This is a genomic window from Thioclava nitratireducens, from assembly GCF_001940525.2.
In the GTDB taxonomy this organism is placed as follows: Bacteria; Pseudomonadota; Alphaproteobacteria; order Rhodobacterales; family Rhodobacteraceae; genus Thioclava; species Thioclava nitratireducens.
In genome coordinates this window covers 47,501-64,812 of record NZ_CP019437.1, presented here as the reverse complement: position 1 = coordinate 64,812, position 17,312 = coordinate 47,501, and the positions used below count along the sequence as shown (strand labels likewise).

Annotated in this window: 17 protein-coding genes (1 of these 17 cut by a window edge); 6 read left to right on the top strand and 11 right to left on the bottom strand. The window is 63.2% G+C overall.

The annotated features are described in order from the left end of the window. Positions 1-37: 37 nt before the first annotated feature. Complete coding sequence (locus BMG03_RS00290; RefSeq protein WP_075775432.1) at positions 38-409, bottom strand: hypothetical protein; 372 nt, start codon at positions 407-409, stop codon at positions 38-40. Positions 410-580: 171 nt separating this feature from the next. Here BMG03_RS00290 and BMG03_RS00285 point away from each other — a divergent pair, with 171 nt between their 5' ends. After that, positions 581-1,759, top strand: a complete 1,179-nt coding sequence (locus BMG03_RS00285) for a lytic murein transglycosylase (protein WP_075775433.1) — start codon at positions 581-583, stop codon at positions 1,757-1,759. Positions 1,760-1,777: 18 nt separating this feature from the next. On the opposite strand, the gene BMG03_RS00280 is transcribed toward BMG03_RS00285, so the two are convergent. Both BMG03_RS00280 and BMG03_RS00275 read right to left on the bottom strand, forming a co-directional pair. Next, the gene (locus BMG03_RS00280) at positions 1,778-3,112 is read right to left on the bottom strand and encodes an HlyD family type I secretion periplasmic adaptor subunit (protein ID WP_075775434.1); all 1,335 of its coding nucleotides are present in this window, start codon (positions 3,110-3,112) and stop codon (positions 1,778-1,780) included. Continuing rightward, entirely contained in the window at positions 3,109-4,872 is a 1,764-nt protein-coding gene (locus BMG03_RS00275; RefSeq protein WP_075775435.1) for a type I secretion system permease/ATPase, read from the bottom strand. Before BMG03_RS00275 ends, BMG03_RS00280 begins: the two co-directional genes overlap by 4 nt. A gap of 271 nt (positions 4,873-5,143) precedes the next feature. On the opposite strand from BMG03_RS00275, the gene BMG03_RS00270 reads away from it, so the two are divergent. Together BMG03_RS00270 and BMG03_RS00265 are read left to right on the top strand one after the other, a co-directional pair. Further along, positions 5,144-5,863, top strand: coding sequence for an MlaA family lipoprotein (locus BMG03_RS00270; RefSeq protein WP_244270976.1), 720 nt, complete (start codon positions 5,144-5,146; stop codon positions 5,861-5,863). Further along, positions 5,826-6,449: an MlaC/ttg2D family ABC transporter substrate-binding protein gene (locus BMG03_RS00265; RefSeq protein WP_075775436.1), complete on the top strand. Its 624-nt coding sequence runs from the start codon at positions 5,826-5,828 to the stop codon at positions 6,447-6,449. The genes BMG03_RS00270 and BMG03_RS00265 overlap by 38 nt, the downstream gene beginning before the upstream one ends. Positions 6,450-6,541: 92 nt before the next feature. Here the strand turns inward: BMG03_RS00265 and BMG03_RS00260 are convergent, their stop codons facing one another. Continuing rightward, the gene (locus BMG03_RS00260) at positions 6,542-8,746 is read right to left on the bottom strand and encodes a transglycosylase domain-containing protein (protein WP_075775437.1); all 2,205 of its coding nucleotides are present in this window, start codon (positions 8,744-8,746) and stop codon (positions 6,542-6,544) included. 270 nt (positions 8,747-9,016) lie between these two features. Here BMG03_RS00260 and BMG03_RS00255 point away from each other — a divergent pair, with 270 nt between their 5' ends. Beyond that, positions 9,017-9,355 carry a P-II family nitrogen regulator gene (locus tag BMG03_RS00255; protein WP_075775438.1) on the top strand — a complete coding sequence of 113 codons (339 nt, stop codon included), beginning with the start codon at positions 9,017-9,019 and terminating at the stop codon, positions 9,353-9,355. Between the two features lie 24 nt (positions 9,356-9,379). After that, positions 9,380-10,717 (top strand): ammonium transporter, encoded by a 1,338-nt coding sequence (locus BMG03_RS00250; protein WP_075775439.1) that lies wholly within the window; start codon positions 9,380-9,382, stop codon positions 10,715-10,717. Between the two features lie 73 nt (positions 10,718-10,790). On the opposite strand, the gene BMG03_RS00245 is transcribed toward BMG03_RS00250, so the two are convergent. From BMG03_RS00245 to smpB, 6 genes are all read right to left on the bottom strand, one after another. Further along, complete coding sequence (locus tag BMG03_RS00245; RefSeq protein WP_075775440.1) at positions 10,791-12,353, bottom strand: DHA2 family efflux MFS transporter permease subunit; 1,563 nt, start codon at positions 12,351-12,353, stop codon at positions 10,791-10,793. Positions 12,354-12,356: 3 nt separating this feature from the next. Next, positions 12,357-13,487: an HlyD family secretion protein gene (locus BMG03_RS00240; RefSeq protein ID WP_075775441.1), complete on the bottom strand. Its 1,131-nt coding sequence runs from the start codon at positions 13,485-13,487 to the stop codon at positions 12,357-12,359. Then, the gene (locus tag BMG03_RS00235) at positions 13,480-13,932 is read right to left on the bottom strand and encodes a MarR family winged helix-turn-helix transcriptional regulator (protein ID WP_075775442.1); all 453 of its coding nucleotides are present in this window, start codon (positions 13,930-13,932) and stop codon (positions 13,480-13,482) included. Before BMG03_RS00235 ends, BMG03_RS00240 begins: the two co-directional genes overlap by 8 nt. Before the next feature lie 141 nt (positions 13,933-14,073). After that, positions 14,074-15,255, bottom strand: coding sequence for an amino acid aminotransferase (locus BMG03_RS00230; protein ID WP_075775443.1), 1,182 nt, complete (start codon positions 15,253-15,255; stop codon positions 14,074-14,076). After that, on the bottom strand, positions 15,255-16,106 hold the full coding sequence (gene sseA / locus BMG03_RS00225) for a 3-mercaptopyruvate sulfurtransferase (protein WP_075775468.1): 852 nt from the start codon (positions 16,104-16,106) through the stop codon (positions 15,255-15,257). The genes BMG03_RS00230 and sseA overlap by 1 nt, the downstream gene beginning before the upstream one ends. 89 nt (positions 16,107-16,195) lie before the next feature. Further along, positions 16,196-16,669 carry an SsrA-binding protein SmpB gene (gene smpB, locus BMG03_RS00220; protein ID WP_075775444.1) on the bottom strand — a complete coding sequence of 158 codons (474 nt, stop codon included), beginning with the start codon at positions 16,667-16,669 and terminating at the stop codon, positions 16,196-16,198. A gap of 104 nt (positions 16,670-16,773) precedes the next feature. On the opposite strand from smpB, the gene BMG03_RS00215 reads away from it, so the two are divergent. Continuing rightward, the gene (locus BMG03_RS00215) at positions 16,774-17,223 is read left to right on the top strand and encodes an ion channel (protein ID WP_075775445.1); all 450 of its coding nucleotides are present in this window, start codon (positions 16,774-16,776) and stop codon (positions 17,221-17,223) included. A gap of 61 nt (positions 17,224-17,284) precedes the next feature. Here the strand turns inward: BMG03_RS00215 and BMG03_RS00210 are convergent, their stop codons facing one another. Continuing rightward, positions 17,285-17,312: the final stretch of a DUF302 domain-containing protein gene (locus BMG03_RS00210; RefSeq protein ID WP_075775446.1), read on the bottom strand. The gene runs 425 nt beyond the window's last position; only the last 28 of its 453 coding nucleotides appear in the window; its start codon lies off the right edge, out of view — the gene reads right to left on this strand; it ends in the stop codon at positions 17,285-17,287.

Here is a 17,312-nt window from a genome sequence, read left to right as displayed (position 1 = left end):
GGTTTTCCGGCCCTTTCCTTTGAAATCTCTAGCTCGCTCAGAGCTTCGTCAGGTAGCCCGAGAGCGTCGGCGCTTCCTGCACGAAGTCCAGCGCTGCGCGATCGCTGACCGCGGTTTCCCGCTTCACGGTGCAGATCAACTCATGGCCCTGAATCTCCGACGCCACGATCAGGCAGGTCGCGACATGGGTCTCGCCGTCGTAAAGATCGACATGACCGCGCAGATGCGTGACCTCGTCCGCGTCCAGCGCGAATCCGCCTGGAACCCGGCGCAGCACCGGCCAGATCTGGCCGCCCGCGAGAACCCGCAGGCGCGCCTTTTTCGCCGCATCGCGCTTCTGCGCGGCGCGCAGTCCTTCAAGGACCTCCTTGGGCAGGAATTCCATGACATCCTCCAACAGCTTCCCCATGCTCCATGCTGATCACACCAATGTAAAAAGCAAGTTAACCATTTAGATGATCCGATGCTGCGTCTGCGAAGAGTGCTGAAATTGCAACGGCTTGCACGGCTGGCACATCGGGTTGTCGCTCTGGGTCGCCCAAGATAGCGTTGAGGGTAACCGCGCAATCCGGAGGCCCCCATGCGTAAGGCTTTGCTCATTCTGACCCTCGCTTTCTCGCCCATGCTCACCCCCGGCTTGGCCCATGCGCAGTGCGGCGGGAGCTGGTCCGGTTTCCTGTCCGGAATTCGCAGCGATCTGCAGGCGGCTGGACTGAACGCGCGACAGGTTGATGCGTTCCTCGCCGGTGCGCGGCAGAGCCCGGCCGTGCTGCGGGCGGACCGGGCGCAAGGGGTGTTTCGCAAGACATTCCTCGAATTTGCGAGCGCGGTGATCAGCAAGAACCGGATGGTTAACGGGGCAAAGAACGCCAAGCGCTATGCGAAGACCTTCGACCGGATGGAGCAGACCTATGGCGTCTCGCGCGGGGTGCTGCTGGCGTTCTGGGCTCTCGAGACGGATTACGGCGCGGTGCAGGGCGATTTCAACACCCGCGACGCGCTTCTGACGCTGGCCCATGATTGCCGTCGGCCCGCGCTGTTCCGCCCGCAGGTGATCGCTGCGGGCAAGCTTTTCCGGCGCGGCGATTTCGATCCCCAGCGAACCACCGGTGCCTGGGCGGGAGAAATCGGGCAGGTGCAGATGCTGCCGGACGACATCCTCCGCAACGGTGTCGACGGCGATGGCGATGGGCATGTGCGTCTGAAGACGTCCGCCCCCGATGCGCTGATGTCGGGAGCGAATATGCTGCGCGATATGGGTTGGCGGCCGAACGAGCCGTGGATGCAAGAGGTCACGGTGCCTGACGATCTCGATTGGTCCAAGACCGGGCTGACGACTGAATTGCCGGTCTCCGATTGGAAGGCACGCGGGGTGCGTGCGCGGCAAGGGCAGCTTGCCAGCAGCCTGCGCGGATCGATCCTTTTGCCGATGGGGCGCAAGGGGCCCGCCTTTATCGTCTATCCGAATTTCCGCGTGCTGTTCGAGTGGAACAAGAGCTTCGTCTACGTCACCAGCGCGGCCTATTTTGCCACACGCCTCGAAGGAGCGCCGCGCCTCGATCCCGGCGCGCCGGAACCGGGACTGAGCGTGGCGCAGATGAAGCGGCTGCAGCAAAAGCTCGTTGAGAAGGGCTATGACGTGGGTGCGGTGGACGGCATCCTTGGCGCGAACACTCGTAACGCAGTCCAGACGGCGCAGGAGAAGCTCGGACTGCCTGCGGACGGTTGGCCGACGCGCGCCTTGCTCGATCGGTTGTGACCGTGTCGGGCCGAACCTTCATCCTGCCGCTCCCCCAAGTGCGAAGAAATCGAGGAAGGGGCTGAGCAGGTAGCGGATTGGCGAGACCGGCTCGGTTTGCAGGAAGACCTCTGTGGGCATCCCGGGAACCAAGAGGGAGCTTTCCTCCGTGTCGAGCTGCCCAATGTCGAAGGTGACCTGCACTTGGTAATAGCTCTCCCCCGTCACCGGGTCGGTCAGCGTATCGGGGGAAATCCGGGTGAGCTTTCCGATCAAATCGCTGGATATTCGCCGCGACAAACCGGGGAAGCGCAGGATCGCGCTCTGGCCCGCTGCGACGCCATCGACGTTGATCGGATCGATCCTGGCATTGATAACAAGCGGCCGTCCGGTTTCGACGATCGCCATCGCCATTTCCGCCGGGCGCAGCACCGCGTGCGCGCCGCGCAGACGTACGTCGTGCACCGTGCCGTTGACCGGGGCGCGCAGGGTGCGCCGCGCCAGTTCGCGGCGCAGATGGGTCGCGCGCGCCGAGAGTTCGATGGCACGGGCGTTGCGGGACTCGAGTTGCGATTCGATTTCCTCCCGGCGTTGCGACTGCAGCCGCGACGCGGTGAGTACCACGCCGCCGCTTTGCACCGTAAGTTGCGTTTTCTGGGCGCGCAGCGCGCCGAGTTGTCGCTCCAGCGAAACCTGCTCGCGGGTGAGTGCGAGGATTTGCGCCGAGGTCGCAAGTCCACGATCCTTCAGCCGTTCGCGGAGGGACAGTTCCTTTTCGATCAATCGCTCCTCGCGTTCCAAGGCCGAGACCTGAGTGTCGATTCCGTCGCGCTCGGCGCTGATTTGCTGGATCTGCCGCGCCATATCCGCGCGTTGCTGGGCGAAAGATTGTTTGCGGGCCTCGAAAATAGCCTTCTGCCCCTCGACCAGCTTCGCGACATCTTCGCGGTGCTTGGCCGCCTCCCACAGGCGTGCCGGATAAGCGATCCTTTCGGTCCCGTCTCGTTCGGCCTGCAGACGCGCCCGCTGGGCCTGAACCGCGAACTCCGAGGCTTCCACGATAGCCAGCTCGGTGCGGATATCATCCGCATCGAGCCGTATAAGCACTTGGCCGCGGGTGACGTGATCGCCGCTTTTGACGTAGACTTTATCGATGATCCCACCCGTCGGATGCTCGATCACGTGTCGGGAACTATCGACTTCGATGCGGCCCGAGGCTTGGATCAGTCCGGCGAGCCGCGTGAAGGTCAGCCATATGGCGCATCCGATGAACAAGGCGACGATCGCCGCGAGACCGCAGCCGATCGGAACGCGATGGAGCGAAGAGGCCTGGCGACGGCTCTCCTGTCCTGAACGGACGTCCGCGTCACTCACGCCGCACTGTCCGCGGCGGGCACAACACGGGATTTGGTGGCCGAGGCGATCATGCGCTTGAGAACGTCGTCGCGCGCGCCGAGCGCGCGCTGCGCACCTCGATCGAGCACAAGGATACGGTCGCATTCAGCGAGTGCCCCGGGGCTGTTGGTCATCACGATCGCCGCGCCGCCATGCGCTTTCAGATCGCTCAGCATCGCATGAAGGCCCGGCCCGGCATCACCGTTCAGCAACAGGTTGGGCTCGTCGAGAACGAGGAGTATCGGATCGTGATAGAGCGCGCGCGAAAGCGCGACGAGCTGGCGCTGACGATCGGAAAGCGATGCTCCCTCGAACTCGATCGGCGTGTCATATCCGGCGGGCAGTTTGAGAATCATCTGGTGCGCGCCAGCACGTTTTGCGGCGGCGATGACCCGGTCCTTGTCCGGCGCTGGATCGAGCCGGGCGATATTCTCGGCTACCGTGCCGGGGAAAAAGGAGATCGATTGCGGCAGATAACCGATCAGCCGCCCGAGGTTGTCGCGGTCGTATTGGTCGAGCGGCACATCGTCGAGGCGGATCGTGCCGGCGCTGGGGCGGTGGAAGTTGCACAGGCTGCGCGCGAGAACTGATTTGCCCGCACCGAGCGGACCGATCACCCCGAGCGCTTCGCCGGGTTCGAGTGAGAAGCTGATCATGTCGAGCGTCGCGCGGTCGGACGTCGCAGGGCGAATGGTGAGGCCTTCCACGGTGAGCTGGGGCTTCGGCGTGATCCATTCGGAGCCCTTTCGCTCCGGCGGGTGGGCGCCGAGAAGGGCAGCCAGCCGGTCGCGAGCAAGGCTGGCGCCCTGCCATTGCGTCCAGCCGCCCACGGCGAGTTCGACCGGCGCGAGCGCACGGCCCATCAGGATCGAGGCTGCGACCATCGCCCCGGCGCTCACCTCACCCTGCAGTACCAGGTAGGCGCCGAGGGCGAGCATCGAGGTTTGCAGGAGCAGCCGCAGGGCGCGCATCACGGCGTGGAAGCTGCCGCTGACATCCGTGGTGTGAATTGCGTTGTTCATGGATTCGTGCCGCGCCGCCTGCCAGCGCTTGAAACCGCTTTCACGCATGCCAAGCGAAACGATGGTTTCGATCTGTCGAAGAAAGTCGTTTCCCAGGTAGCGGGCCTTGTTCTCCAGCTGCGCCGTCTCATCCAGCCGCGCGCGCGTGACGAATTGCGTCGCGAATGAAAGCAGGATCAGTGCGGCGCCCCCGGCAAAAGCCAATGCGCCGAGCCAGGGATGGAAGACGAACAGCACCCCGAGATAGAGCGGCGTCCAAGGCAGATCGAACACCGCTGCCGCGACTGGGGAGGCATAGTAACGCTGTAGAATTTCCAGATCGCGCAGGGCGTTGTTGGACGACCGCTCCTGCGTGTTGACCGTCGCGTCGACGATGGCGGCGTCGAACACGCGCCTTTCGAGGCCGCGCTGATGATCCGCGCCGATCCGGGCGAGCAGGCGGCCCCGTGCCCAATCGAGCACGCCCATCATCATGAACAGAAAGGCCACCAGCAGGAACAGGTTGATCAGCGTCGGCAGCGACCGTGCGGGCAGCACGCGGTCGTAGACCTGCAACATGAACAGGGGCCCGGCGAGGACGAGTACATTGATGAAGGCGGCGAATATCGCGACCAGTGCAAATTGCCCACGCACCCCGCGCAGCAGGCGGGCCATTTCGCGTCGGCCCTTGATGATGTTGCGTTTGATGACCGCTTCTTCGGTGTTGGAATATGGCATCGTGCCCTCCCCGAGATGGGGGCGCTGCTTGGAGCGCCGCGCATGTCGAGAGTGGCGCACGCGCGCTGAACAGGGTGTTAATTCCCGCGATCTTTTTCGTTCAATTCTATCGAACGGGTCCGGAACTCCGGAGTTCTGCGTCTCTCGCGTTGCGACAAGGCCGGATGCGCTCTATCTATTTCAGGACTGAAGCCGCAACGAAGGGGGAGCGACTTTGGCGCAGTGGATTGAACAAAGAGCTTCGGCGCGTCCGCGCGCGCTGCGGCCTGCGGTGGCTTTGATTGCGGCGCTCGCGCTGGGGATGGCCGCCTGCGCGCCTGCACCGCCCGCAACGGGTATTCACGACCCCTACGAGGCCACCAATCGCAAGACCCACGCGTTCAACAAGCAGCTTGATTCGGCGTTCTTCCGGGGCGATCCGGCCGATACGAGCCCGCCCGGTCCGCTCACGAAGACGCTTTATAACGTCGGCAGCAATCTCAGCCTTCCGGGCAAAGTGCTCAACTCGCTCCTGCAAGGGCGCCCCGAGCCGGCCGTGAAGAATACTTTCCGCTTCTTCATCAACTCGACGATCGGGCTGGGCGGCATCTTCGACCCGGCGGGGACTGATTTTTCGCTGCCCGAGACGGATACCGATTTCGGCGAGACGCTGCATGTCTGGGGCGTGGGCGAAGGAAATTACCAGGAATTGCCGATCTTCGGCCCGTCCACGACGCGCGATACGGTCGGGATGGTGGTCGATTTCGTGATCGATCCGCTGAACGCACTGCCCGACAAGGAGCGGATCGCCGCGGGCGCGCTGCGCTTCGGCGGCAAGATCGCGAAGCGCGACATGTATGGCACGACTGTCGATTCGATCCTGTACGATAGTGCCGACAGCTATGCCCAGAGTCGGCTTCTGTATCTGCAGAACCGGCGCTACGAACTCAACGGCGAGGAGGCCAGCGATGCGAATGCCTACGATCCCTACGAAGACTTACTGCCGCAGTAGGCGACATGTTCTGGGCCTCGGCGCGGCGGGTGTCGCGGCGGCGCTGTTGCCGGGGTCGGCTTTCGCGCTGACGGATGCACAGGCGCGGTCGCTGATCCAGAAAGCGGTGAACGATGTAAATGCGGCCATCGCTTCTGGTCGCACCGGTTCCGCCCTCTACGCGATGTTCGAGCGGATTTTCGCGAGATATGCCGATGTGAACGTCATCGCGCGCTCGGCGCTGGGTGTCGCGGCGCGGCAGGCGAGCCCGGCGCAGCTTTCGGCCTTCACCAAGGCGTTCCAGGGCTATCTCTCGCGCAAATACGGCAAGCGCTTCCGAGAGTTTCAGGGGGCGAAGTTCCAGATACAGGGCGCGCGTCCGGTCAAGACCTTCTACGAGGTCAAGACACTCGCGAGCTTGCCGGGGCAGGCGCCGTTCGAGGTTCTGTGGCAGGTCTCCGATCGCTCGGGCAGCGACAAGTTCTTCAACCTGATCGTCGAAGGAGTAAACATGCTTGCCTCCGAGCGTGCGGAGATCGGTGCGATGCTCGACCGGCGCCGCGGCAATATCGACGCGATGATCGAGGACTTGAAGCGGGCCGGGTAAGCGGTTCGGGTTTCGGCCCGGGTGAGCGCCTGTCGAGAAGAAGAACGCCCGGGCCAGCGGTCCGGGCGTTCTTCTTTTTCGGGTCTACTCGCTCAATTGCTGCCGAAGATGTTGAGCAGCTCGTTCAGAATCGACTGAGACGGGTCGCGGCGTCGCCGTTGCGGCTGTCGCTGGGCAGGGGCCTGGCCCGCACTCTGGTTTTGGCCCTGATATTGCTGATCCGGCACCTGCCAGTCGCCCGGATGGGCCATCGGCAGCGGCTTGGGATCTTCGCCGTCGAGCACGCGCTTCATCGTCTCGTGGAAGATCTCGGCGGGCAGGCCGCCTCCGGTGGTGCCTTTCAGCGGCGAGTTGTCGTCATTGCCCATCCAGACGCCGACCACGTAGTCGGAGGTGAACCCGATGAACCAGGCATCGCGGGCGCTCTGCGTGGTGCCGGTCTTGCCCGCGATCTCGTAGCCGTCGATATTGGCGCGGCGGCCGGTGCCGTGCAGCACGACCTGGCGCATCATGTAGGTCAGCTCCTGTGCGGCTTTTTGCGAGATTACCCGCTCACCGATCCCGCCGGGTTTGCCGAAGAGCGGTTGATCGTCGCCCTTCAGTGTCAGCGAGGTCAGGCCATAGGGTTGCACCGAGGAGCCGCCATTGAGGATTCCTGCATAGGCCCCCGTCATGTCGAGCAAGTCCGATTCCCCGACGCCGAGCGCCACCGAGGGCAGGTTCGGCAGGTCCTGCGCGAAGCCGAAGCCTTCCGCGACCTTGATGACGTTCTCACGGCCAACGGCCTCGGAGACGCGCACGGTCGCGACGTTCACCGAATGCTCCAGTGCGGTCGTCAGCGTGATCGGCCCCATGTAGCTGCGCTCGTAGTTGCGCGGGCTCCAATCGGGCGAGCCGGGCATCTTCACCGTGACCGGCGCGTCATCGACCATCGAATCCGGCGTGTAGCCCAGATCTAGCGCGGTCGCGTAGACGAAGGGCTTGAATGTCGAGCCGGTCTGGCGTTGCGCCATCGTGGCGTGGTTGAACGCTCCCGAGACCTTCGTGGCCCGACCGCCAACCATGCCCCGCACGGCGCCATCCGCGCTCATCACGACGATCGCGGACTCGGCTTTTGACCCCTTCGAGACCTTGTTCTCGTAGACCGATTTCATCGCGTCTTCGGCGGCGGACTGGATGCGCTGATCGAGCGTGGTGTTGATGACCACGTCCTCGGTCGTGTCGCGCGACAGGAAGTCGGGGATGGTGTCCATCACCCAATCTGCGAAATAGCCGCCTGCGCGTTTCTGCGCCGCTTGGCTCAGCGTCGCGGGGTTGTTCTTCGCGTCCAGATATTGACGATCCGTCAGGTAGCCCTGCTCATGCATCAGGCTGAGCACGGTCGCGGCCCGCTCTTGCGAGCGCTTCAGGCTGGAGGTCGGGGCGTAGTAGCTCGGCGCTTTCAGAAGGCCCGCCAACATTGCAGCCTGCTGCGGATCGACATTCGCTGCCGAGATGCCGAAATAGCGCTCGGACGCGGCCTCGAAGCCACGCGCGCCGGCCCCGAGATAGGCGCGGTTGAGATAGATCGAGAGGATTTCGTCCTTGGAGTATTTCAGCTCCAGCGCGAAGGCGTAAGGGACTTCCTTGATCTTGCGGCGCAGACCGCCCGACCGGCAGTCGTTTTCGTAGGCGGCTTCGTTCTTCCACTTCTTCGGGTCGAACTTCACGCCGAGGCAGAGAAGCTTGGCGGTCTGCTGCGTGATGGTCGAGCCACCGTTGCCGTCAAACGGGCCGCGCCCTTCGCGCATGTTGATGGCCATCGCCGAGGCGATGCCGCGCGGCGAGATGCCGAAATGATGGTAGAAGCGGCGGTCCTCGGTCGCGACCACGGCGTCGCGCAGATAGGGGGAGACGTTCTTCGCGTCGATCTGCCCGCCGAAGGTTTCGCCGCGCCAGGCGAAGACCTTGCCCTGATCGTCGAGCATAGTGACCGAGCCGCGCGTGCGGCCGTCGAGCAGCTTCGTGTAGTCTGGCAGGGTCGAGTAGAAATACAGGGTCGCCGCGCCCACCACGAGCGCGACGATCATCGCGAGTCGCCAGCCGATTCCCCAGATCACGCGCCAGATCAGCCGCGCGAGGCCGATGATCAGGCCGGTGACCGGTCCCTGCCGCCGGGGAGGCTTGCCACCGCCGCCGCCGCCGCGGCGCGCAGTCTTGCGCGGCTTGGCGGGTTTCGATGCCTTGGGTTTCTGCTTCGAAGAGGAATAGCGTTTGTCGGCCACGAGGCGCCCGCGCCCTCCGCCTTTCTGAGTCATCTGCCTGTTCCGCTGCCTGCGTTTTAATTTCGCGCAATCTACACGGGCCGACCCGAGATGTGGACCCGCGAAAAATCACGTTTCAGATTTGCAATGTGACTAAAAATTAGGCAACGCGCACAAATTGTGCAAATTAGGGCCTGATTCCGCTGAATCTGCCAGTCGGACGGAACCTCGTTTCCTTGTGCGAAAGGGGCGCAGAGGGCCTCTTATCACCGTGCGATGTCGCCAAGCGGGCATCGAAAGGGCTGAACAAGGAAGGGATGTCAGGTGAAACTCATCATTGCAGCAATCAAGCCGTTCAAGCTGGAGGAGGTGCGCGAGGCGCTCACCACCATCGGCGTACGCGGAATGATGGTGACCGAGATCAAAGGCTTCGGTGCCCAGTCGGGTCACACGGAAATCTATCGTGGCGCCGAATACGCCGTGAACTTCGTGCCGAAGGTCAAACTGGAGATCGTGGTCGCTGACGGCCTCGCCGACGAGGTGGTCGACACGATCATGAAAGCCGCGAAGACCGACAAGATCGGCGACGGCAAGATCTTCGTTCTCGATGTCGGGCAGGCGGTTCGCGTGCGCACCGGCGAAACCAATGACGACGCGCTTTAAGACGCGACAGGGGAAAGTAGGAAAATGAACAAGCTTTCGAAAATCACCGGCCTTGCGGTCGCACTGACCGCGGTGGCTCTGCCGGCACTGGCCCAGGATGCCGCCGCGCCTGCGGCGATGGATCCGCCGGCCAACGAGATCGGCTTCATCCTGAACACCTTCATGTTCCTCGTCACCGGTTTCCTGGTGATGTGGATGGGCGCGGGCTTCTCGATGCTCGAGGCTGGCCTCGTACGCTCGAAGAACGTGACCATGCAGTCGCTCAAGAACATCGCGCTCTTCGCGATCGCGGCGATCATGTACTATCTGATCGGCTACAACCTGATGTATCCGGGCGACGGCTGGTCGATCAACGGCGTGCTCGGCGCTTTCTCGACGACTTCGCTCGAGCCTGTCGGCGTCGGCGCGGATTCGGTCGACCTGACCTACGCTTCGGTCGGTTCGGACTTCTTCTTCCAGCTGATGTTCTGCGCCACCACGGCGTCGATCGTTTCGGGTACCCTGGCCGAGCGCATCAAGCTGTGGCCGTTCCTGATCTTCACCGTGATCCTCACGGGCTTCATCTACCCGATCCAGGCTTCGTGGAAATGGGGCGGTGGCTTCCTTGACACCGATTTCGGCTTCCTCGACTTCGCCGGCTCGACCGTCGTGCACTCGGTCGGTGGCTGGGCAGCTCTCGCCGGTGCTCTGATCCTCGGCCCGCGCATCGGCAAGTACAAGGACGGCAAGGTCCAGGCGATGCCCGGTTCGAACCTGACGCTCGCCACGCTCGGTACCTTCATTCTGTGGCTCGGCTGGTTCGGCTTCAACGGCGGTTCGCAGCTCTACATGAACACCGTGGGCAACGTCGCCGATATCTCGCGCATCTTCGCCAATACCAACACCGCAGCAGCCGGTGGCGCGATCGCTGCGCTGATCCTGACCCAGATCCTCTACAAGAAGCCGGATCTGACCATGGTTCTCAACGGCGCTCTGGCTGGCCTCGTGTCGATCACGGCCGAGCCGCTGACCCCGAGCCTCGGTGCAGCGACCATCATCGGCGCGATCGGCGGTATCATCGTGGTCCTGCTGGTTCCGATGCTCGACAAGCTGAAGATCGACGACGTCGTGGGCGCCATCCCGGTCCACCTCGGCGCGGGTATCTGGGGCACGCTGGCGGTTCCGATCACCAACCCCGACGGCACCTTCTACGGCCAGATCGTTTCGATCATCATCGTCGGCATCTTCGTCTTCGTGGTCTCGGCAATCATCTGGTTCATCCTCAAAGCCGTCATGGGCATCCGCGCCCCCGCCGAGGACGAGATGATGGGTCTCGACAAGGCGGAACTCGGCATGGAAGCCTATCCGGAGTTCGTCAACTAAGACGCCGCATCCAAGACAAAGCGAAAGGCCCGGGAGCGATCCCGGGCCTTTTTCCATTGCGTCTGATGTCGGTTTACTCGGTGACCGGAGCGCCTTGTTGCTTCTGCTGTCCGCCTCTGTTCTGGTAATCCGGCTTGCGTAGGAAGAAGACCAGCGGGATGGCCGCGAGTGTGACCCACATCATGAACTTGAAATCGTCCACGTAAGAGATCATCGCCGCCTGTTGCGTCGCGAGGTTGTTGAGCACCTCCAGCGCGGCCTCTCTCGAGATGCTGCCTGCACCGTTCATCACGCCCGAAAGGTTCTGCGGATTGATCGCAGAGACGATCTCGGCATGGTTCACCGCGATGTTGTGCGTCAGCAGCGCGGTCACGATCGAAATCCCGATGGACGAGCCGATATTGCGCAGCAGCGAGAACAGTGCCGTGCCGTCGCCGCGGTACTTGGGGTCGAGCGTGGCAAAGGCCAGCGTCGAGATCGGCACGAAGACCGAGCCCAGCCCGAAGCCCTGGATCACGCCTGAGACGATGATCCATTTCGGACCCATCTGCGGCGAGAAGGTCGACATCATGTGCAGCGAGTAGGCAGTGAAGGACAGCCCGACGACCACGAGGATGCGGAGGTCGATGACCTTCACCAGCCGCCCAATCAGCAGCATCATAACCATCGCCCCGACCCCGCGCGGGGACATCACCAAGCCCGTCGTCAGCGTCGGATAGCCGAAGATATTCGACAGCATCGGCGGCAGCAGCGCCAGCGAGGCGAGCAGGATGATCCCGATCACGAAGATGAACAGCAGCCCCATCGAGAGGTTGCGGTCGAGGAACATCTTCGGTTCGAGGAAGGGCTTTTTCGCGCTGAGAATCCAGACGATGAAGACCCAGAACCCGCTGATCGCGAGCGCGGCCTCGATCCAGATTTCGCGCGAGGCGAACCAGTCGAGATCGGACCCACGGTCGAGCATCATCTGCAGCGACCCGATCGCCACCGCCAGCGCCGCGAAGCCGAAGAAGTCGAAGCCGATCTTCTTCTTGGGTGTTTCGGGCAGGAAGAAGAGCGACCCCGCGATGGCGATCATGCCGAGCGGCACGTTGATGTAGAACACCCAGCGCCAGTTGATCACCTCGGTCAGATAGCCGCCCAGCGTCGGGCCGATGATCGGGCCGAGCATGATGCCCGCACCGAACATCGCCATCGCCTGCCCGTGCTTCTCGCGCGGGTTGATGTCGAGCATGAAGTTCTGGGCAAGCGGCACGATGGCCGCACCGAACACGCCCTGCATGAGGCGGAAGATCACCATCACGTCGAGCGACCACGCGATCCCGCAGAGCATCGAGAAGACCACGAAGCCGATCACCGCGACCATGAAGATCTCGCGCCGCCCGAAGCGATTGGCGAGCCAGCCCGACAGCGGCGTCACGATGGCCGCGGCCACGATATAGGAGGTCAGCACCCAGTTGATCGTGTCGCGCGACGCGCCGAGATCGGCGCGCATGTCGGGCAGGGCCACGTTCGCGATGGTGGTATCGAGCACCTGCATGATCACCGCCAGCATCAGCGACGCCATGATCAGCGCGCGATGCGGGACGTTATGCGGGTCGATTCCCTTGGGTTCCTTTTCGGCGGCGTCAGCCATGGCTTACTGCCCCTGTTCGGTCGTGCCCGCCACGGCGGCCGAGCTGTTGGCCTTGTCGAGGATACGCTTGTAGCGCGGCTGCGAGGCGGTATCGACGGTGACGCTGGCCGAGAGACCCGCGCGCAGGCCATCGAGGTTTGCGCCATCGTCGAGCCGCAGGCGCACCGGCACGCGTTGCGTCACTTTCACCCAGTTGCCGGTCGCGTTCTGCGCCGGAAGGATCGAGAACTCCGCCCCGGTGCCTGCGCCGACGGCCTCGACCGTCGCGTGATATTCGCGATCGGGGAAAGCGTCGAATTCGACGGTGGCCGACTGGCCTTCTTGCATGTGGGTCAGCGCGGTTTCCTTGAAGTTCGCGATCACCCAGACATCGCTGGTGTCGACCAGCGTGAAGAGGCTTGTCCCCGCGCCGACCATCTCGCCCGCCTTGAAGGAGGCTGCCTGATAGATGATGCCGTCGGTGGGCGCATCGACCTCGGTCTGCGAGAGATTGTATTTGGCATCGTTCACCGCCACGATCGCCGATTTCACCGAGGGGTGTTCGTCGACCGGGATCTCGGGATTGCCGTCGAGGGCGACCTTGGCTGAGGCCACCTTCTGCTTGGCGGCGGCCAGCGTGTTCTGCGCGGCTTGCGTGGCCGTGCGCTGCTGGTCGAGCGCCTGCTGCGTGGTGGTGCCGGATTTGATCAGCTTCTCCTGACGGGCGAGCTGTTTCTCCTGATAGGCGGCGTTGTCGGCAGCCTGTTTCTCGTCGGCGAGCGCGGCCTTGTAGGAGGCGCGCAGCTGCTCGACCTGCAGGCGGGCTTGCGAGAGCGCGGCCTGCGCCTTGGCCAGTGCCAGCTCGTAGGGTTTCTTGTCGATCTGGAACAGCGGCGCGCCTTTCTCGACGTGCTCGTTGTCATGCACGAACACCTCGGTCACGCGGCCCGAAATCTGCGAGGCTACCGGGATTCGCGCCATCTGATAATTGGCGTTGGCGGTGCTTTGCGAGCCACCGGCGCTGAGCCAGTACCACGCGCCACCCAGTACGATCAGGGCGGGCACGAGAATGAGGAGCCAGAATTTCGGCCCCTTCTTCTGTTTCTGTTTCGATTGGGTTTCCGCGCTCTCGGCGGTCGGGTTCTGGTCACTCATGATGTGTCTCTGACGTGGAGGAGGTGTCTTCGGAGAGGTTACGGATGATCTGGCGCAGGGTGTTCAATGCGGTCGCGATTTCGTCATCGCTCAACCCGGCCAGCGCCTGTTCATAGATGTCGTCCGCGATCGAGCGCGCATCCTCAAAGGCGTTGCGCGCCTTGACCGAAGGGTGCACGAGCTTGACGCGGCGATCATTCGGATCAGCTTTGCGGCAGACCCAGTCGGCTTCTTCCATGCGGTCGACGAGGCGCGAGACCGAAATCGGTTCGATCTCGAGCAGCTCGGCCAGCCGGGCCTGCGCCAGCGCGCCTTCCTTCTTGAGGTAGACGAGCAGCCGCCACTGCGCAGTGGTCAGGCCGAATTCGTTGGCGCGTGCCTCGAAGCGACGGCGGATCAACCGCGTCGCGTCGTGCAGGAGAAAACCTAGGCTCTGATCGGGCATCCGGAGCTCCGTTGAAATTAAAGTAAGCCTCTATATTATGAGCCTGCTTATTATTTCAAGGGCGCAAGGCGGAAAATTCCGCTACGAAAAACGGCGACCCGAAGGGGCCGCCGTTTTGAATTTCTATTCTGTGGTAGGTGCTTAGACGCCTGCGTCGATCAGTGCGCGGGCCAGCAGCGGCACGCTGTTCTTGTTCAGGCCCGCGATGTTGATCCGCGAGTCGCCGACCATGTAGATCGCGTTGCCTTCCTTCATCGCGGCGACCTGCTCGGGCGTGGCGCCAAGGCGCGAGAACATGCCGCGATGCTCTGCCACGAAGTCGAAGCGGTCCGAGTTCGACAGCTTGCGCAACTCGTCCGCGAGTTGCTGGCGCAGTTCCAGCATGCCGGTGCGGACATCTTCCAGCTCGGCTTCCCAATCGGCGCGCAGTTCGGGATCGGTGAGCACGCGGGTGACGAGCGCCTGCCCGTGATAGGGCGGAAAGGAGTAGGTCTGACGGTTGAGATAGGCTAGGTTGCCCTGCACGGTCTTCTTGGTCTCTTCCGAGCCCAGAACCATCAGGCAGCCGGTGCGCTCGCGATAGATGCCGAAGTTCTTCGAGCACGACGCCGCAATCAGCACTTCCGGCAGACGCTCGGCGATCAGGCGGGTGCCTGCCGCATCCGCTTCCAGACCGTCCCCGAAGCCCTGATAGGCGAGGTCAATCATCGGCACGGCGCCGGTTTCCTGAAGCAGATCGGCGACCTTGCCCCATTGCTCGAGCGTCAGGTTCGCGCCGGTCGGGTTGTGGCAGCAGCCGTGCAGCAGCACGATGTCGCCTTCCTTGGCGCCCTTCAGGTCTTCAATCATCGCGTCGAAATCGACCGAGCGCGTCTCGGAATCGAAGTAGCGATAGGTGGTGAAGTCCTGATCCATGAATTTCAGGATCGAGAGGTGGTTCGGCCAGGTTGGATCGGAGACCCAGATTTTTGTGCCGGGGTTCGCCATCCGCGCAAGCTCGAAGCCCATCCGGCAGGCGCCAGTGCCGCCCACGGTCGACAGGCAGGCCAGACTGTCGGCCGGATAGCCCTTGCCCAGAACCATCTCGGCCATCGCCGCGTGGAATTCCGGCTGGCCGGCGAGGCCCGCGTATTTCTTGGTGGTCTCGTTTTCCCAGACCTGCTTTTCCGCCTTGTGGACGGCGCGCATGATCGGGGTTTCACCTTCGGCGTTCTTGTAGACGCCGACGCCGAGATCGACCTTCTGGTCGCGCTCATCGGCGCGGTATTCTTCCATCAGCGCGAGGATCTTGTCCGGCGCCTGCGGCTTGAGATTGTTCAGCATCATGCTTCTCCCGTTGCGACCTTGAGGTCGTTGTACATGCCCCATTCCGACCAGGACCCGTCATAGAGCGACCAGTCCGACTTGCCGATGATCTCCAGCGCGAGCGCGAGAATCGCGGCGCTTACGCCGGAGCCGCAGGTCGTGATCGCGGGCTTCGACAGGTCGACACCGGCGGCCTCGAACAGGGCCTTGATCTCGTCGGGGGATTTGAAGGTGCCCTCGGGGGTCAGCAGTTCGCCGAAGGGCAGGTTGCGCGAGCCGGGGATGTGACCCGAACGCAGTCCCGGGCGCGGCTCGGTGCCGTTGCCGAGGAAGCGATCGTTCGGGCGCGCGTCGATGATCTCGTGATCGCCAAGCTTGCTGGCATGGGCGACCTGCGTGACGTCCTTCACCAGACCGGACTGGCGCTGCACCGTCATGTGACGGTCGCGGACCATCGGCGGCATGTCTTCGAGCGGGCGGCCTTCGGCCTCCCATTTCGGGAGCCCGCCATCAAGCACGGCCACATCCGTCTTGCCCATCAGGCGGAAGGTCCACCAGACGCGCGGCGCGGAGAAGACGGAGTGCTGGTCGTAGATCACGACCTGATGGCCGTCGCCCACGCCCATCGCGCGCATCCGCGAGATGAATTTCTCGGGCGGCGGCGCCATATGCGGCAGGTCCGAGCGGTTGTCGGAGATTTCGTCGATGTCGAAGAAACGCGCGCCGGGGATATGCTTGGCCTCGTAGGTCGCCTTTGCATCTCGCTCCATCTGCGGCAGGAACCACGACGCGTCCAGAATGCGCAGGTCGGGATCCTTCAGATGGGCTGCGAGCCAATCCGTCGATACGAGCGTTTTCGGGTCATCCATCGTCATGCGCCTCTTTTGCCGGTCGGGATTGCTTAGACTCAGCGGTGCGCAAGACGCAAGGGCAGGGCGGGCAAATCCGCCCTGTGTCCCTAGTAATTCTGCTTGAGAAGGCGTTGTTTCTGGCGGTTCCAGTCGCGTTTCGCCTCTGTTTCGCGCTTATCGGCCTGTTTCTTGCCCTTCGCGATACCGATCAGGATCTTCGCGATGCCCTTCTCGTTGAAGTACATCTTCAGCGGCACGATGGTCATCCCCTCGCGCTGGGTCGCATTCCAAAGACGTGAAAGTTCGCGCTTCGACACGAGCAGTTTGCGCTTGCGGCGCTCCTCGTGGCCGAAATGCGAGGCCTGGTTCAGGCTCGCGATATAGGAGTTGATCAGCCACAATTCGCCATCCTCGACGGAGGCATAGCTTTCCGCGATGTTCGTCTGCCCGACGCGCATCGATTTCACCTCTGAGCCTTGCAGCACGATGCCCGCCTCCAGCGTATCCTGGACGGCGTAGTGGTAACGGGCCTGCCGGTTCTCGGCGATCAGCTTGGAATTGGGGTCTGAATGCTTTGCCATGGTCGCATCGAGATAGGGCAGGCAAGCGGCTGTGTCCAGTGCGGCACCGCTGCGCTTGACGTGGGTGCGGCGGCGCGAAATAGCTAGGGCAGGAGGAGACGCCCATGACCATTCAGATCGCGATCGGTTCGGTGATGATGCTTCTGACCGTATGCATCGCCGCGCTCAGCGCCTGGGCGATCGAGGCGACATTCGCGCGGCTGCACTGGTGGATGCTGCGCGAGCCGCACCGTCCGAAATTGATGCTGATGGTTGTCGTCGCCGCGCTCTGGGCCTTGGCGATGGTCACTGCCGGCGTCTGGCTCTGGGCTTTCTGCTTCCGCCTCCTCGGCGTGTTCCACACGATGGAGCAGTCGGTCTATTTCTCGCTCGTGAGTTTTACAACGCTGGGCTATGGCGACATTCTGCTGACCCATCAATGGCGCATCCTCGGCGGGATGGCCGCGGCGAACGGGCTGCTGAACGTGGGGCTTCTGACCGCGCTGCTGGTCGAGGTGATCCGCCATGTCCGCAAGAGCCAGCTGGAGGCGCGGGCCGAGCGAGGCGCGAGTTGAGCGGAGCGCTCGCGCGCGCGAGTGCGCACGCGAGCTATATATCAGTCAGTCGAGATATCGGTCAGTCGAGCATCAGCGCATCTTTGACG

What these genes read in the sequence shown, in the direction of transcription:
- BMG03_RS00290 (WP_075775432.1), bottom strand. Translation starts at nt 409, where the DNA reads ATGGGGAAGCTGTTGGAGGATGTCATGGAATTCCTGCCCAAGGAGGTC.
- BMG03_RS00285 (WP_075775433.1), top strand. Translation starts at nt 581, where the DNA reads ATGCGTAAGGCTTTGCTCATTCTGACCCTCGCTTTCTCGCCCATGCTC.
- BMG03_RS00275 (WP_075775435.1), bottom strand. Translation starts at nt 4,872, where the DNA reads ATGCCATATTCCAACACCGAAGAAGCGGTCATCAAACGCAACATCATC.
- BMG03_RS00265 (WP_075775436.1), top strand. Translation starts at nt 5,826, where the DNA reads ATGCCTACGATCCCTACGAAGACTTACTGCCGCAGTAGGCGACATGTT.
- BMG03_RS00260 (WP_075775437.1), bottom strand. Translation starts at nt 8,746, where the DNA reads ATGACTCAGAAAGGCGGAGGGCGCGGGCGCCTCGTGGCCGACAAACGC.
- BMG03_RS00250 (WP_075775439.1), top strand. Translation starts at nt 9,380, where the DNA reads ATGAACAAGCTTTCGAAAATCACCGGCCTTGCGGTCGCACTGACCGCG.
- BMG03_RS00245 (WP_075775440.1), bottom strand. Translation starts at nt 12,353, where the DNA reads ATGGCTGACGCCGCCGAAAAGGAACCCAAGGGAATCGACCCGCATAAC.
- BMG03_RS00240 (WP_075775441.1), bottom strand. Translation starts at nt 13,487, where the DNA reads ATGAGTGACCAGAACCCGACCGCCGAGAGCGCGGAAACCCAATCGAAA.
- BMG03_RS00235 (WP_075775442.1), bottom strand. Translation starts at nt 13,932, where the DNA reads ATGCCCGATCAGAGCCTAGGTTTTCTCCTGCACGACGCGACGCGGTTG.
- BMG03_RS00230 (WP_075775443.1), bottom strand. Translation starts at nt 15,255, where the DNA reads ATGCTGAACAATCTCAAGCCGCAGGCGCCGGACAAGATCCTCGCGCTG.
- sseA (WP_075775468.1), bottom strand. Translation starts at nt 16,106, where the DNA reads ATGGATGACCCGAAAACGCTCGTATCGACGGATTGGCTCGCAGCCCAT.
- smpB (WP_075775444.1), bottom strand. Translation starts at nt 16,669, where the DNA reads ATGGCAAAGCATTCAGACCCCAATTCCAAGCTGATCGCCGAGAACCGG.
- BMG03_RS00215 (WP_075775445.1), top strand. Translation starts at nt 16,774, where the DNA reads ATGACCATTCAGATCGCGATCGGTTCGGTGATGATGCTTCTGACCGTA.